We start from the raw sequence: 14,830 nt of genomic DNA, 5'->3' as shown, positions 1-14,830 counted from the left end.
ACAATCAGATTTGTCTGGAGCTGGCGATTCGATCACCGCTTTTCGTGCAGATTGTTCGTGATGGCGAGTTTTTCATATATACAGAGGATAACGTATGGATTAGAAGGGATATCATTTTAAACAGCGGATGTAGGATTGCCGTTCCACACCGTGTGCCAAAGCTATCGGGGACAGGGCAGCTGAACTGCGCAAAGCAGTAGCTAACGCGACGAACGCCGTATAGATTGGCTTTGCGTGAAATCTTCGGATTTCACGTGCGCGCGGCGTGCGCCCTTGGAGACGCCGAGCAGGTCGATGCAACGGCGTTCAGGCTCTGCGACGCCGGTATCGTTTGCTCGCTGTTCAAACTCGCCTTATCCATTCGCATCCTCGCGCCGGTCTCTCACGATGAAGGTTTCTTGTCAACCTGTTCCACTTGTACTCCCCTCAACAGTTAAGGTCTATCGCATTACAAATCACCATGCTCTTCGCGGCAGCAATATTTCCCCGCCACGGGTTGAAAATGCAATGCAAACATTCAAATCTCACACATCGAGCACGAACCAAACGACTGGGCGGTGGTGAAAACAACGGAGAAATTCCCCTGAAATGGCCGCGCAATTCGCACATGCAGATCAACGCGTCTCTGTCATCCTTCCGCGGTGACTTCTCCCCGATCGCTCACCACCGCTTCTTTTAAACGCAAGAATGCGGCGCCGCTTGAACGCTGCCCCGCGGGCCTGCTGCCATCGCCAAGACGGCACCGCAAGCTCGCGCTTGCTTTTGTCACACACGCTCGTCCATCTGCCAATCGCGTGCACGGATCGCCTGCGACGGCGGAACGTTCTCTCAAACAGCCGAGCGGCATGATGTCCACCGGCGATCAACTCCTCCAAATTGCGAAAACTGAGCGAGTAGCCAACGCACCCGCCTTGCGCACGGTTAGCATCGCACCGGTGGGATGGTGCCAGCGCCTCAGAACCTAGGCATTACTTAACGCAAGGCTCCTTTGCGGCGCTTGCGTCTTCTTCAACCGGAGGGCCAAAGGATATCTGCCTGTCCGAACGATACCTTCCGCCTTAGCGCGACAAAAACCTTTAGATCTGTTGCCACTGCTTGAACGGGGAAAAAGAGCCCTGCCGGTGGACTGGCCGGCGGGGCTGAAAGACCTTTAAGGGAAACGAGTTTGCCATAAACTCCCCTTAAATAGTCCGAGGTGGCGCGAGTATGAGGGTTTGGAAAGTCGGCTAGAAGTGGGGGGCGGTGCAGGACAAGGTATTGTCGGAATGGATCAAGAAAAAACTGCTCCGGCAAAAATAACCCATACGAATGCGGATTTAACTGGTGCATGCAATCGTTTGATTAAATCATTCGACTTGCTTTCTTAGTTAGGTTACTTGTCTTTCTCGGACGCTCATTCAGTCGTCTCGCCCCGACATTGAGTTCGGCCTGCGAATACACGGACGGCCCGGCTCCGCGCCGCTGCCATGGATGTTGCTGCGGCGAGTAGACCCCACGGATCTCAGCGTCTAGTCTCTCGTAGGTAGGGAAAACTAACGTGTACCGTAGTAGCCCATGGTCACCCTGCCCCTTTCGCTATGGCCCGCGGTCCGGTAAGAATAGTCAGGCTTCCAGTTCCCTGCCCCTCGAACGCCGCTTGCCGGTTTCCGACACCAAATTCTCCTTGGCCCATGCCACGAGTTGCGGAAGCTACCTGCCGGGCGCACTTTCGATGCGACCGCACAAACGGACTCAACGGTCGCTAAACCGCTTCCGCTCGCCATAAGCGCGGCACTTGAAGTGCTGCAACAAACTGGCCATCGCAATCGTTTACGCTGCGGCGCTGAAGGCCTACGACAAAGACAAACGACCTCACGGGAGACACATCGTTGCGGCTCACCTTATCTGGTGCAAGCTCCATCCTGAGAGGGGCGAACATCATCATGTCTGTCTGCGAACTCACTACGCCAGAAGTTGGCGATACGACCGCTGTGCCTAGCCAAATAGTCTCGCCGTTCGATACATTCATGGATGATGTCGCATATTGAGGAGCCCGTTTCACAGCCGCTCCGAACCATCAACCTTCTGCCCGCGTCGTGCCACCAGCAAGACAGGCATTTTTAGTCACTTGCGATACTCAGCTAGACCGTCGTACCGAAGTCATAGCAAAACATGGCCTACTTATCTTGCTGAGAATCACATGCTATAGCCGGTGCAGCTATGGCGCACTTGCTGTGCAACGCTACGAGCGTTTTTTCCGGTAACGCCCTGTAGGCCCGAGTGCGGCCACGACGCAAAGCTGGGGCATCGATCACTGTCCGCACTAAACAGAATGACACGGCTAGTTATGCCGAGGACCTCGAACGTCTGGAAATTTGCAAACGCCAGGATGTTTGATCCAGTTTATTCTCTATTCAATAACGCCTAACGTTGGCCAAGAGCAACATGAAAATGTCCGAATTCAAGTAATCACATTTGGTAGTATTTCATTCTCTCCGTTTCGGCAGCTGTCCTCGGAAACGCCGGAACGATTTGTGCCGACACGGTGTGTCGGTACTTTTTTCTTGATGTGGAACCGCGAATACGTTTGCACTCCGACACGTTATTCTAATAAATTGATCTCAAACTCGTGGACGACCGAAATGGCGTGATCTGCGATGCCTTTGGCCGGAAGCTGTCGACGTCAACGGGTAGGCAAACTGATTCAGGTGAGTAGCGCTTCGTGAGAATCGAGACGAACCACTTGCCCGCGCGCAGCGATATCGCCGCGCTATGGACCTTGCCGAGCACAGTGCGGCTGTTGTGGTAGCGGACATAGCCGAGCTTCGGCAAAAAGATGCGACCGTTCTCGCGGTCCAGCCTGATCTGCTTGGCGTCGGGATAGCGAAACGACTCGCTCATGCCTTTGCGCCTGAAACGGGGGAAAGCAGTGCGCTTCTCGAAGAAATTGACGAACGCGCGATCGAGATCCTTCAGTGCCTGCCGTTGGGGATGGACCGGCGCATCCTTGAGCCACGGCGTACCAGCGCTGTGGCGCCATTCTGTGAGGCAGTTCACGAAAGAAATCATCGACGACCTGCGCGTGGCATTCGCCAGCGTGTGCGCCGGCTTCGAGGCCGAACTGGTGGAGTTCGATAGCGAGGACGACCACGTACACCTTCTGGTGAACTACCCGCCCAAAGTCGCCGTCTCGGCGCTCGAGAACAGCCTGGAGGGCGTTTTGAGCCGCATGATCCGCAAGAAGCACCACCTCAGCATACGGCGCAAACTGTGGGGTGGTGAGCTTTGGTCGCCGTCCTATTTTCGCCGGTAGCTCCGGCTGGGCGCCCATCTCAGTGACTCGCCAAGACATCGAGCAACAGCGAACGTAGCACTAAACCCCTGGAAGGCCTGCGGCGTCCGCGCTTTCCTTCCCCGCCGTGAGCGACGGAGCTTGCCGCGCACTTGGATCAAAATTGCCGCTGCCCGTATTCGCGCTATACCAATGAGTTAAACTGCAGCGCTCTCCTCCCTGATCTAGCAGAACTATGTGGAACGCAATCAGCAACCTCGGCGATGCCGCGTTGACCCTGCCCGTCGCCATCACGTGTACCATCTGGCTGAAGCTTTCGAGCCGGGAGTTCGCCAACCGCTGGATGCTGCTTCTCGCCGCTGGGATGGCACTGGTCGGCGTCACCAAGATACTGTATGCCGGATGCGGAGTCGAGATCCCATCGATCGGATTTCGTGTAATTAGCGGCCACACGACGCTGTCGACAGCTGTCTGGGCCGTCACTCTCGCGCTACTTTTCCGGAGCGCAGGGGGCGATGCTCGGGTCGGCGCTGTCGCCGGCCTCGTCGTCGGTATGTTGACTGCAGTTGCGCGAGTCTTCGATCACGCCCATACGGTTCCCGAGGTCGTCGCGGGGTGGCTGCTGGGTGGAGCGATCGCCGCACTTTTTGTACGCGCACTGGCCCGTTCCAAGGCCCGCATGTTCCGGCCGGCAGTCACTGCCGCCGGGCTTCTTATGGTCACCACTGTGGCGTACGGACACCATGCGCCAATTCAGGCGATGATTGATAAGTATTCTCCCAGCGTATGCGCCCGTGCAATGGCCGGCATGGCGTCCTTCTTCTAATTAGTCCGGCGGGCGCTATCACCATAAATTGTTCGCGACGCAATAGCGGAGGGACAACGCTTGCTCAGAAAGCGGAGGGATCCTGGGCGGTCTCACTGAAAATCCGCCAGGCAGCGAAGCGTGTGGCGCGCCGATTGCGATGGGGTGAGGCGCACGGCCGGTGTCGCGACTCCAAGCCTTTGTGTTCGAAATGGGGCCAAACGTCGACCCGTAGCACGATATGCGCCGCTTCGTCTATCACAAAGGCGTGGCACTTCAGATAGAGCGGTGTGCCCAGGGGAAAACGCCGGAGCTACGCGGAGATGCGCCGACTGCTCACCGCGTGGCGCAACAGCGCCGAGGCGCCGTGGCTCGAGGATGCGCGCGTCCGCCCGCTACAACGTAGGCTTAAAGACCTCGAACGGGCATACAGGAACTTCTTCGAGAAACCTGCGGCCTTCCCGCGCTTCAGGGGATCTGGGTAAGAAGCTCCCGTACGTTTACGCTTCCCTGTGATGCATCAGGCTGAAGAAGACCCGCCGCACTAAGATGGGCGAAAACGCTGCACGTCGGCAATCGAAATGTCGGGCAAGTACTTGGCGAGCATGTCCCAGAAGATCAGATCGTGCATCGCGCTAGCATCCTCGGTAGTCTTCCACGTTCGCGCACCGACAATGGTATCGGCGGTTTCGAAAGCGGCATCGACAATTGTCTGAATGTCTTGTTTGTGCATGAACTGGTTACCGGCCGGCGCGCACGGCATATTGAGCCTCATGCGCAATAGTGTGTCCGAGATGCCTCAGACGCCCAAATTATCGCCGAGCATCCTTGGGCAATTCCGACATTCGCTTGTACCAGACTGACAAAATGAGCTGTCGATCCACTTCGTTATTAGCGCGATCGGAAGCGATCAGCGAACTGCCTGTGAGGCTTGGCGTCAGTCGCGAGTTCGACGACGAGCAAAGGGAGCAACGAGAGCGACGCGCTCAATGAGGTATTCTGGCTGGCGATACGTGAGGGGTGTATTTCAGTTGCCGGTCACCGGAAGCTGCTTAAGTCAGGTGGTGCTCGGGCTAACGCGGGTCTGGCAACTGAATTGAGCAAGTGCGCGACAACCCTCCCACTTCAGGGGGAGGAAGGATAGCGCGGACGGCGCAGCCGTCCTTTGACGGCTTTAGTGCAGCGTCCGCTGCTGCTCGATATACTGGCGGATGACATTGATCGGCGCACCGCCACAGCTACCGGCGAAATAGGACGGCGACCAAAGCGCATCGCCCCACAGCTTGCGCCGGATGCTCGGGTAGTTCTTTTTGCGAATCATGCGGCTCGATACGCCCTTCAGGCTGTTCACCAGTGCCGACACAGCGACCTTGGGCGGGTCGTTCACCAGAAGCTGCACATGGTCGTCCTCTCCGTCGAACTCCGCTAGCTCGGCTTCGAAGTCGGCGCACACACTCGCAAACACGACGCGCATGTCGTCCAGTATCCCTTTCGTGAAGACGCCGCGCTGGCACTTGTTCACGAAGACCAAATGGACGTGCATTAAGAAAACGCAGTGGCGTCCGTGTCGAAGGTCATTGTTAGCAGCCATGTACCAAAATATACTTCTGGCTATGGAACGACTTCAAGCCTTCCGATTCGAACTCATGCCGACCGGCGAACAGGCGCGCAAGATGCGCCAGTTCGCAGGCGCGTGCCGGTTCGTCTATAACAAGGCGCTGGCGTTCCAGAGGGAAAACCACGAGGCGGGCGGAAAGTTCATCGGCAAGTTTGCGATGAAGAAGTGCTTCACGGAATGGCGTAACAGCGCGGAAACCCCGTGGCTTGCGGAATCTCCGCGTCATCCGGTAGACGAGGCGATTCTCGACCTCGATCGCGCGTTTCAAAACTTCTTCGCCAAGCGCGCGGACTTTCCGAAGTTCAAGCGCAAGGGGAAGTCGGCTGACAGCTTCCGCTATCCCGACCCCAAACAAATCAGGCTGGACCGCGAGAACGGCCGCATATCGCTGCCGAAGCCCGGCTTCATCCGCTATCGCAACAGCCGCATGGTGCTCGGCGACGTGCGCAGTGTCACGGTATCGAGCAGGTGCGCAAAGTGGCATGTCTCGATCCTGACGCGCCGCGAGGTAGAGCAGCCGGTTCCGCAGGGGTCTGCCGTTGGCGTCGATGTCGGTATCGCCCGCTTTGCAACCCTGAGTGACGGCACGTTCATCGCGCCGCTCGCAAGTTTCAAAAAGCACGAACAGCGGCTCGCAAAGTATCAGCGGCGCATGGCCCGAAAGGTCAAAAGCTCCTCGAACTGGAAAAAGGCGAAGGCCCGCGTGAACCGCATCCACGCGCGTATCGCGAACGCCCGCTACGACTTCCTGCACAAGGCATCAAACACGATCAGCAAAAACCACGCAATGATCGCCGTCGAAGACTTGCAGGTGCGCAACGTGTCCAGGTCAGCAAAGGGCAGCGCAGAAGCGCCGGGATGCAATGTCCGCGCCAAGTCGGGCCTCAACAAGGCGATTCTGGACCAGGGCTGGTTCGAGTTTCGTCGCCAGTTGGAGTACAAAACGGCGTGGCGCGGCGGATTCTTTGTCGCCGTCCCTGCTGCCAACACGAGCCGCACGTGCCCGTCATGCGGGCATATTTCAGCCGGGAACCGCAAGACGCAAGCCCTGTTCGCGTGCGTTCGCTGCGCACACGAAGCAAACGCCGATCACGTCGGCGCGATCAATGTTTTAGAGCGCGGACAGCGCTTGTTAGCCTGTGGAGACGGTGCAGTCGGGCCGCTCGAAGAAGCAGGAACCCGCCGAAGTGACTCAGGCCATCGCGGCCTGAGCGCTGTAGAATCCCCGCCGTTCACGGCGGGGAGATGGTATGAACACCTCCCTCCCCTCGGGGAAGTGCCAGGGCCGAAAGGGGCTCTCGCTTGACCGATGGCATCGATGTGCCAAAGTGAAAGTTCCACGAGTCACTTGAGGTAAGGAGAGCCCAAATGAATGCTACGACATATGGTCTGGATATCGCAAAGGCCGTGTTTCAAATGTACTGGGTAGATGGACAAAGTGGCGAGATCTGTAGTCGAAAATTCCGTCGTGAACAGCTGATCCGGTTTCTCGCAACCCGGGCACCAGGAAAGGTGGCGCTGGAGGCATGCGGAGGGGCGCACTGGTGGGCGCGAAAAATCCAGAGTCTCGGACATCAGGTGGTGTTGTTGCATGCGAAATACGTGCGTCCGTTCGTCAAAACCAACAAGACGGATGCGGCAGACGCCCAGGCGATCTGGACGGCGGCCCAGCAACCCGGGATGCGAACTGTGGCGATCAAGAGCGTAGACCAGCAAGCCATCCTGAGCCTGCACCGCATCCGGTCGGGCCTGGTGGCGACACGAACCCGCGAAACCAATCAGATTCGCGGGTTGCTTGCGGAATATGGACTGTACTTCCGATATGGCCGCAAGGCGCTCATGAATGAGCTCAAGGCACGTATGGCCGAGATAGAAGAGGTCGTGCCGCAGCTTGTCTGGCGGGCGTTGTTGCGTCAGCTCGAACAGCTCCAGCAGGTCGAGCAGGGGATTGACGAAGCCGAGCGGGAAAATCTGCAGTGGCTGAAATCCAGTCCCCAGGCAAAAACGCTCGATGACATAGCCGGCGTGGGTCCATTGACAGCCACAGCCACTGTTGCGGTCATGGGCTCGCCAAAGGCATTTCGCTCCGGACGCGCATTTGCGGCGAGTATCGGCCTGGTACCCCGTCAGAGTGGGACTGGGGGCAACGTCAGACTCGGCGGCATCAGCAAAAGGGGTGACCCCTATCTGAGACAGCTATTGATCCATGGCGCGCGAATGGTCGTGACCCATTCCAAACAACGTCCCCAGTGGGTAGAAGCGTTGCTGAAACGGCGTCCGGTCAATGTGGTGGTGGTCGCGTTGGCCAACAAGATGGCACGAACGGCGTGGGCGTTGCTCGCGCATAACCGGTCTTATGAGCGGGAATTTGTGAGCGAGCGACCAGCCGTCGCGGTATAGATTGAAACGATGAGTCTTTGAACACAGGAGTTGCGCAGAGCAAGGGTAACGTGTGATGGCAAACCAGGTCGGACCGTGGAAACGCAAACCTGATGACGTCCATGGGCGTGAAGCCCGCCGTGGGAGATGAGGTCGTTTCCAGCAGATTCCATCAAGGCCAGCGGGCACCGTCTCGCAATGAAGGTCGGATATAAGACTGCAACCGCTTCTGCTAGCCAAAACATCAACCCCCTGCCTTGCGGAACGGGAGGTGTTCATATAAGGATGTCAAAAATACCGATTGCGCGTGCATTCCTTGACAGATCCAGACCAGGGCGAAGTTGCGCCATCACCTCACCCATTATGCTGCTCGCAAGATAAACTCCCCGCACGACAACGCCGGGACTTTTGCAAACCTTCCTTCGCTCGTGGTCGTCGAGAACTCGAGCCTAACGGATTACGTGATGGGCAGGCCGGTCTGTCTCCGTTCCACGCCTAGACCGGCCGCACGCCTACGCTTTCAGCTTCTGGACAACGCGCCTATTTGGTTGTTGTTCCAGTTCCACCGCTGCCACCGGTTCCTCCTGTGGTGCCTCCGCCATTATTTCCGCCCGAGATCGGGGCAGCCTTCCCCGCCGCCGTCACGGCGGTAATCAACGACGCCGCCGGCTGACCATTCGCGGTAATCGCGCCAGCAGTCTTCAACGCGTCCAGATCCGCATCCGCACCGGGCTGCCCTGGCGTGAACGACACCGTCAAGAACGACGATGACGAAAGCGTTATCCCATACAGGGTCTTGATCTGCTGGGCTACGGCCGCCTGTGCGTTTGCGATTACCGTAGTGTTGGACAGCGCGCTCTGAAACGTTGTGTTGTTCGAGATTCCCGACAACAGCCCGCTAACCGTGGTTCCAAGCTGCCCAGCCAGATAGCTCAAAAGCAATTCGGTCAAGGGCGTCACGTTGTACGTGCCCGCGCCAGCCGCAAACGAATGGAGCGCGGTAGCGCCGCTCGACGCAGTAATCGCACACGGCCCGTCAAACTGAAAAGTCGCCGAATACGCGCCGCTTGCGTTAGCCGTCGCACTGCCCGCCCCGTTCTTGCAAGTCAGTACAACGCTTGCGTTGGCCATTGCCGCGCCCACCGCGGCCGTACCGCTTATTGTCGCGCCCGGCGAACTGCCGTTACTGCTTCCGCCACCGCATGCAACCAGCGCACTGGTGGCAAGAGCCATCGATCCGAACTGTAGCGTGCGCAGCGTAGCGCCGTTTAGAAGCTTCATCGCCTATCTCCAAAGAAAGTCATTCACAATTGACCGGTACCAATGCCCGTCCGTTGCTTACACCCTGAAAACCGCTTCCGCAGACGCCATGTGAAAGCGCGGCGCCCGTCGATACAGCAGACACACTGACTTGCGGCTTCGGCTTCGTTCCGTCACTACCAGGCCGCTCATAACGCAGATACGCATCACGCATCCGGTAAAGCTGCGTCGAGAAGTACTCGCCGCTAAAGCGGCCCTGATTCAGCAGGTACTGCTGCGTGCTATACGGGAAGGCCATGTTCTCAGCTGCACCGGCCGACAGGTAATTCGTCGTTCCCACTCGCGTACGGAAATCGAGCCCGAACTGTTCAGAGCCATAGACCTGGCTGATCCCGGGCTTCATGCCCTGGCGCAACGTCAGCGGGAAGCTGATTGCCGCGCCCACAAACGTGCCCTGTCCGCTGTGCTCGCCATGCAGGCTCACCGATACGTCGTCAAACCAGCGTGTCAGCGTGGCAACCGGCCCCTTGTCTCCGCCGACAAAGCGCGCCACGCCTGCTTCGATCCACAGCTTCCAGGACGGCTGCACCCAGCGGTAAGTCAACTCGGCATTCTTCTCACTCGGCAGTTCGTCATGACCCGGCTCATGGTGCAAATAGGCGAGCCGCAAACGGATCAGATCGGGGCGCCCCGGGACGAACACCGTGGTTTCGTTTTGCACGCCAATATACGAATAATCAAACTTGCCGATCGATGCCACGTTGAACACCTGCGGCATGATCCAGAAGCTTTGTGCCAATGCGACCGCATTCAGGCCGCCGCGCACGCGGTAATCGCTGAACACGTGGCCTTCGTCCATGTTCTTCGTGTTGTAGAGCGGTGCAATATAGCTCGCGTACAACTCCGCACCACGCCACAGCGGAACGAATCCTTCAATATTCGCGCCAAGCGAGAAATCGAAGACACCGTGCTCGGTGCCGTAAAGGTAACTGAGGACCGGCTCGATCTGAATCCGCGTCAGCCCATGTGTGTGGTCGTTGCCGTGCCATGCGATCGAGTCCGCGTCGTATGTCGGGCGCGTACGCATCGTCAGTGACGCGCTTGCGGCCGCCGGCGCGCCGCCCTCAACGAACTGTGCAAACGCATTGCGATCGACAATGACTTCGCCTAACGGCTCATTGGCCTTCTTGATGACCACGTGAATCTTGTCGGTACCGTGCGGCGCATTCACGCTCGCTACGCCAAGCACAATGCCGAGCGCGTCGGCTTCGTTCTGGTTGTAACGATGGTTTTCGTACTCGATCACCAGATCGCGGCCGCTCATCCCCACACGCACACGCTCAAGGCCGGCGGCAAAGAGTTGCGCGGCGATTTCGTCGAGCGCGGACGTATCCAGCGCTTCCGCAATGGCGGGAGACGGCGCGTCCGACGCTTTGGCCGCAGTCACGTCACTCAACATCATTGACGCATACGACTGCAGCGGCGGCACATACGTAATCGGCGCGGCGGCCAGCGCGGTGTTGTTACTGGTAGCGGCGCGCGTGTCCACCGGTTGCAGGCTGGCGAGGCGGATCGGACCGTCATCGCCGGCATCCGTTGTCTGGGCCGCTGGCACTTGTGGCCCCTCGCACAACCCGCTTTCACAACGCGCACTGCTAAAGCGTTTGCCCAGCGGGATCTGAACGGCTACTGAAAACGACGTGCGCGGCGACACACCATCCGTCGAACGGATCGACCGCGTGAACGTCCCGATCACATTCGCATCGGCTAGCCAACTAATCCGCGGAGACTGATAGCGCACGCCGGCATAAGGCGTTTTCGAATCGTCTTCTGCCAGCAGCGACAACCCCGTATTCCACAGCGAGACTTGGGCGCCGCCGAAAAAGCCATCGAGGCGATCGCCCCGGCCGTAACCCGCGGTCAATGTCACCGGACCAAAAGCTTGCGATACCACGCCATATTTTGAACGGAAGTAGTGTGTCCGACCACCAATGTCGGTGGCACCGAATGCGATGCTCGGCTGATACCTGAAGAACTTCGGTACTTCTACTTTAACGTCCGCCATCAGATGACGCATCGGAAAGTAGTCTGCCAGCCCACCTGACAATTCCACATAAGGCAGCAGGCCCACCGCCCCCCAGTACATATTCGTACCCGTAGCCTGCTTTCCATAGCGCGGATCAATGTAGTTGTTGTACTGCGCCTCCACCGTCCCTTCGGGCAGCGAAAACGCATACGGAATCACCAAACCCCCGGCCTGGCCTAGCGCATTGAGTGCAGGGTCGGTCGCTTGCGCGGAAGGGGAGAACGCTAGAACCGCAGCAAGCGCCAGCGCGCTCAGCGCCTGTCGGGGCTGTTGCCCGCGGAATTTCATTGCCATGTGTTTTGTATGGAGGTGTCAGTAAGCGTTGCTATGAACCAGAACCATTGCTTTCGTCGCCACGACAATGCGCATGCCGAGCCAGAGCGACCAAGTGCGCGGGTATTACAGATCGTGTTCGACGCGTCCTTGCATCTTCTCGATCTGGTCTGTCTCTCCTCTGAATTCGTTGATCTATTCCCGTCCTGTGATTCCCGGTTTAATCCTGCACCAATGGATATAGCCGTCCACCACTTTCGGATAGAATTCGTCGTGCTGAATCGAATCAGTCCGCGACCCTGCCACGGACGTATCGCTGCGCAGCACTCGGAGAAATTGCGGCGACTCATCCAAGCCGGGACGCCTAAGAAATGCACCCACTTGTGTAATACCCGGGGTCTCCCAGCGTGACCTGTTTCACGACGCCCCATTTCTTACGACATGAGCACGCGTCGAGCGGACCTTTGTAGAGCCGGAAGGTACGTCCATCCGTACCGTTGCGCTTCTGCGTGAAAAGCATCGGTCCACGCGGAGACAGTTTGAGCTTACTCGCAATCGTAATAAGTAGCGCGGCCGGGATATCCGACCGACTATCCGAGGCATTACCCTTCCGCACAGTGAGCAATGGCCGTGAAAACGTCGAGCAGAACCATCGTAAAACTGCTGCAAATGCACCCAATGCGGTATCGATACGGCGTTGTGTGAAACTTTCAGATCGCTCGTGCGATGCCGCCAGTGCCCCGCGGATGACGCGCATCACGTCCAGCAAGTCCGCAAGCAGGTTTGGCAACGCCGGTCGCGTTCTTCCGTGCTGCACATCCATTCTTCTCTCCGCGTTGGCTTCTCCCGCCAAACGTTTTTGTCGAACTGCTCAACTTGTGTTCGCCTCAAGCGCTCAGGTCTCTCGCACTTCGACCATCATGTTCATCGCAAGAAAACATCGCCTCGGTACGCGCGGGAATACGCAATTAAAAAAGACTTAGATTTCACATCCAGTGCGAGACTAGACAAAGTGAAAATTCTTAAACAACAATGTGGGATTTCCTTGTAGCGGTCAAGTAATTTCGCAAAGAGAAAAGAGGAGTTGTTTTTTTGTTCTGTCGGGGGCAACCTAAATTTGTCAAAACAAAGTCTAATATGTAAGGAATACTTATTATGTCAAGGAGTACTAGTGCTGTGCGGAAGACATCCATCGAAGCACCGTCGGATGACCGGCCTCGATACCACGCCCGGCTATCATTTCTTCCAACTCAAAACTAACGAACTAAGCGAGTAGCCAAGATACCACCGCACGCACGGCAGCATCACATTGAGCTGATAGTGCAGGCGCGTCAGCACCTAGACGATGCCTTGCGCAAGGCTTTTTCGCGCCTTCTCCATTGAGCAGCACAAGCATATTTCGCAGCCCCGAAACCTAGTTTTCCGGCTTAACGCAACAAAATTTTTTTGTCCCGCTTGCACCTGCTTCATAACGTAAAAAAGCGGCACAGGCGGACCTGCCGATAAACCGTTGAGGGATACAAGCTCGCCATCGACTCCCCCTCAAATAGTCCTAGATGGAGCGAGTATGAGGCCTTATACAGTTCATCATAAGGCTGGGGCGGCGCATGACAAGGTATTGTCGGAATGAATCAAGAAAATGCACTTCTTTGAAAAGACCTACACGCGGGAGCAGTTGCCTATAGCGGTGTCGTGAGTTACAAGTTTGTTGAATCAATTCCGGTTCTTGATTAAAATGCCATACCTGATATAGGGCGGCCTCAAATCTGAAGTGCAACACCGTTTCGTATAAGGTGTTGCGATGCACGAAAGAACTCAGTACCAGCAACTTCAACCTGAAGAGCGCCTCATCATTGCAAGCCTGCATCTACAGGGTTCGAGTATCCGGGCCATGGCCCGGATACTCGGGCGCTCGCCGGCCACCGTTAGCCGTGAACTGACGCGAAACAGCTCTCCTGCGGGTTACGCATCGGTGCCGGCTGAAGCGCTCCGCGCCGCACGCCGCAGCGCGGGCCGCCGCCCCACAAAGCTTTGCCTGCAAAGCGTTTGCTGGCGCATTGTTCTTACCCTGCTCGAGTGGAAATGGTCACCCCAGCAGATATCGGGCACACTCAAGCGTATGTATCCGACTGACCCGACCCAGCAGGTTTCGCACGAAACCATCTACACGGCCATCTACGCCCAGCCGCGCGGCGAACTGCGCAGACAGCTCATTGCCTGTCTGCGCCATGGTCACAGCACGCGTATGCCGCGCACACGGGGCACAGACCGACGCGGACAGATTCCGGACATGGTCAGTATTCATGTGCGGCCGCCCGAAATCGAGGACCGGCTGCTGCCTGGACACTGGGAAGGCGACTTCATCAAGGGGGCTGGCAACCAGTCCTCGGTAGGCGTTCTGGTCGAACGGACCAGCCGCCTGGTGCTGCTCGCAAAGATGGAAGATGCCACCGCAGCGTCGGCGCTGGCGGGCTTCTCCGTCAAGCTCAATTCGATTGTCGCGCCACTACGGCAGAGCTTCACCTACGACCAGGGCAAAGAAATGTCGCGCCATAAAGAGCTCACCGCCGCGACCGGCGTGCAGGTGTACTTCTGCGACCCGCACAGTCCATGGCAAAGGGGCACCTGCGAAAACACCAACGGGCTGCTGCGACAGTATCTGCCCAAAGGCACCGACCTTTCTGTCTACAGTCAGGACGAACTCGACGCCATCGCCGACAGTCTGAACAGCCGGCCTCGTGCGACTCACGACTTCCATTCACCATTCGAGGTCTTCGCCGCGACCCTTGCATCAGCAAGCCAACCTCAAGGCTCTAAACATTAATCCCGCTGTTGCGCTTCACCCTTGAAACCGCCTAGCCATGAGTCGAATGCATGGGGTCCTGACTATCTGTCGGGTGACCTCGTCATTTCGGAGCTTTTCGATGGTTTCTGATCTCGGTGGCGCCGGGAATTAGCAGCTGGCGGCTCGCAATGAACTGGAAGTGCTGGGTGCGTGGCCTGCCAATTACGCAGGCACGGATTGCCACGATTACCGTGAGGAAGCCGACGCCTGCTGTGGTGTGGGCTGTGGCGCAGCTCGGCAAGCCCTTGTCGTCGCTCACGCTTTCTGGAGCGCCGGCCTGTCACGCTGGAGCA

Annotated in this window: 10 protein-coding genes and 2 pseudogenes; 5 read left to right on the top strand and 7 right to left on the bottom strand. The window is 57.7% G+C overall.

All coding sequences use genetic code 11. The features are described 5' to 3' along the window. Positions 1-2,586: 2,586 nt before the first annotated feature. Positions 2,587-3,036, bottom strand: coding sequence for a hypothetical protein (locus tag HF916_RS01835; RefSeq protein WP_168787597.1), 450 nt, complete (start codon positions 3,034-3,036; stop codon positions 2,587-2,589). On the opposite strand from HF916_RS01835, the pseudogene tnpA (HF916_RS01830) reads away from it, so the two are divergent. Both tnpA (HF916_RS01830) and HF916_RS01825 read left to right on the top strand, forming a co-directional pair. After that, positions 3,026-3,350, top strand: a pseudogene (gene tnpA / locus HF916_RS01830) (IS200/IS605 family transposase); the annotation flags it as partial. The gene HF916_RS01835 and the pseudogene tnpA (HF916_RS01830) overlap by 11 nt on opposite strands. 156 nt (positions 3,351-3,506) lie before the next feature. Then, positions 3,507-4,097: a phosphatase PAP2 family protein gene (locus tag HF916_RS01825; protein ID WP_168787596.1), complete on the top strand. Its 591-nt coding sequence runs from the start codon at positions 3,507-3,509 to the stop codon at positions 4,095-4,097. Between the two features lie 523 nt (positions 4,098-4,620). On the opposite strand, the gene HF916_RS01820 is transcribed toward HF916_RS01825, so the two are convergent. Both HF916_RS01820 and tnpA (HF916_RS01815) read right to left on the bottom strand, forming a co-directional pair. Further along, the gene (locus tag HF916_RS01820) at positions 4,621-4,809 is read right to left on the bottom strand and encodes a hypothetical protein (protein ID WP_168787595.1); all 189 of its coding nucleotides are present in this window, start codon (positions 4,807-4,809) and stop codon (positions 4,621-4,623) included. 441 nt (positions 4,810-5,250) lie between these two features. Beyond that, the gene (tnpA, locus tag HF916_RS01815; RefSeq protein WP_168787594.1) at positions 5,251-5,667 is read right to left on the bottom strand and encodes an IS200/IS605 family transposase; all 417 of its coding nucleotides are present in this window, start codon (positions 5,665-5,667) and stop codon (positions 5,251-5,253) included. Between the two features lie 22 nt (positions 5,668-5,689). On the opposite strand from tnpA (HF916_RS01815), the pseudogene HF916_RS01810 reads away from it, so the two are divergent. Continuing rightward, positions 5,690-6,905: pseudogene (locus HF916_RS01810) on the top strand (RNA-guided endonuclease InsQ/TnpB family protein). Positions 6,906-7,062: 157 nt separating this feature from the next. After that, positions 7,063-8,094, top strand: a complete 1,032-nt coding sequence (locus tag HF916_RS01805) for an IS110 family transposase (protein ID WP_168787386.1) — start codon at positions 7,063-7,065, stop codon at positions 8,092-8,094. Between the two features lie 519 nt (positions 8,095-8,613). On the opposite strand, the gene HF916_RS51850 is transcribed toward HF916_RS01805, so the two are convergent. The 4 genes from HF916_RS51850 to HF916_RS01785 all read right to left on the bottom strand — a co-directional run bounded on the left by HF916_RS51850 (position 8,614) and on the right by HF916_RS01785 (position 12,515). Then, positions 8,614-9,354 carry a carboxypeptidase regulatory-like domain-containing protein gene (locus tag HF916_RS51850; RefSeq protein ID WP_168787593.1) on the bottom strand — a complete coding sequence of 247 codons (741 nt, stop codon included), beginning with the start codon at positions 9,352-9,354 and terminating at the stop codon, positions 8,614-8,616. Positions 9,355-9,373: 19 nt separating this feature from the next. Continuing rightward, positions 9,374-11,713 carry a YjbH domain-containing protein gene (locus tag HF916_RS01795; protein WP_168787592.1) on the bottom strand — a complete coding sequence of 780 codons (2,340 nt, stop codon included), beginning with the start codon at positions 11,711-11,713 and terminating at the stop codon, positions 9,374-9,376. Between the two features lie 174 nt (positions 11,714-11,887). Further along, on the bottom strand, positions 11,888-12,073 hold the full coding sequence (locus HF916_RS51365; protein WP_168787591.1) for a sugar transferase: 186 nt from the start codon (positions 12,071-12,073) through the stop codon (positions 11,888-11,890). Continuing rightward, positions 12,057-12,515 carry a sugar transferase gene (locus tag HF916_RS01785; RefSeq protein ID WP_168787590.1) on the bottom strand — a complete coding sequence of 153 codons (459 nt, stop codon included), beginning with the start codon at positions 12,513-12,515 and terminating at the stop codon, positions 12,057-12,059. Before HF916_RS01785 ends, HF916_RS51365 begins: the two co-directional genes overlap by 17 nt. A 978-nt stretch (positions 12,516-13,493) precedes the next feature. Here HF916_RS01785 and HF916_RS01780 point away from each other — a divergent pair. Next, positions 13,494-14,516, top strand: coding sequence for an IS30 family transposase (locus tag HF916_RS01780; protein ID WP_168787491.1), 1,023 nt, complete (start codon positions 13,494-13,496; stop codon positions 14,514-14,516). Positions 14,517-14,830 lie beyond the last annotated feature (314 nt).

The sequence above is a fragment of the Paraburkholderia aromaticivorans genome, assembly GCF_012689525.1.
GTDB lineage: Bacteria > Pseudomonadota > Gammaproteobacteria > Burkholderiales > Burkholderiaceae > Paraburkholderia > Paraburkholderia aromaticivorans_A.
Note: the sequence above shows the minus strand (reverse complement) of the source record. Positions and strands in the feature narration are given on the sequence as shown.

Bases quoted from the DNA above. Each gene is read 5' to 3' on its own strand.
- HF916_RS01780 (WP_168787491.1), top strand. From the start codon at position 13,494: ATGCACGAAAGAACTCAGTACCAGCAACTTCAACCTGAAGAGCGCCTC.
- tnpA (WP_168787594.1), bottom strand. From the start codon at position 5,667: ATGGCTGCTAACAATGACCTTCGACACGGACGCCACTGCGTTTTCTTA.
- HF916_RS01825 (WP_168787596.1), top strand. From the start codon at position 3,507: ATGTGGAACGCAATCAGCAACCTCGGCGATGCCGCGTTGACCCTGCCC.
- HF916_RS01785 (WP_168787590.1), bottom strand. From the start codon at position 12,515: ATGGATGTGCAGCACGGAAGAACGCGACCGGCGTTGCCAAACCTGCTT.
- HF916_RS51850 (WP_168787593.1), bottom strand. From the start codon at position 9,354: ATGAAGCTTCTAAACGGCGCTACGCTGCGCACGCTACAGTTCGGATCG.
- HF916_RS01805 (WP_168787386.1), top strand. From the start codon at position 7,063: ATGAATGCTACGACATATGGTCTGGATATCGCAAAGGCCGTGTTTCAA.
- HF916_RS01795 (WP_168787592.1), bottom strand. From the start codon at position 11,713: ATGGCAATGAAATTCCGCGGGCAACAGCCCCGACAGGCGCTGAGCGCG.
- HF916_RS01820 (WP_168787595.1), bottom strand. From the start codon at position 4,809: ATGCACAAACAAGACATTCAGACAATTGTCGATGCCGCTTTCGAAACC.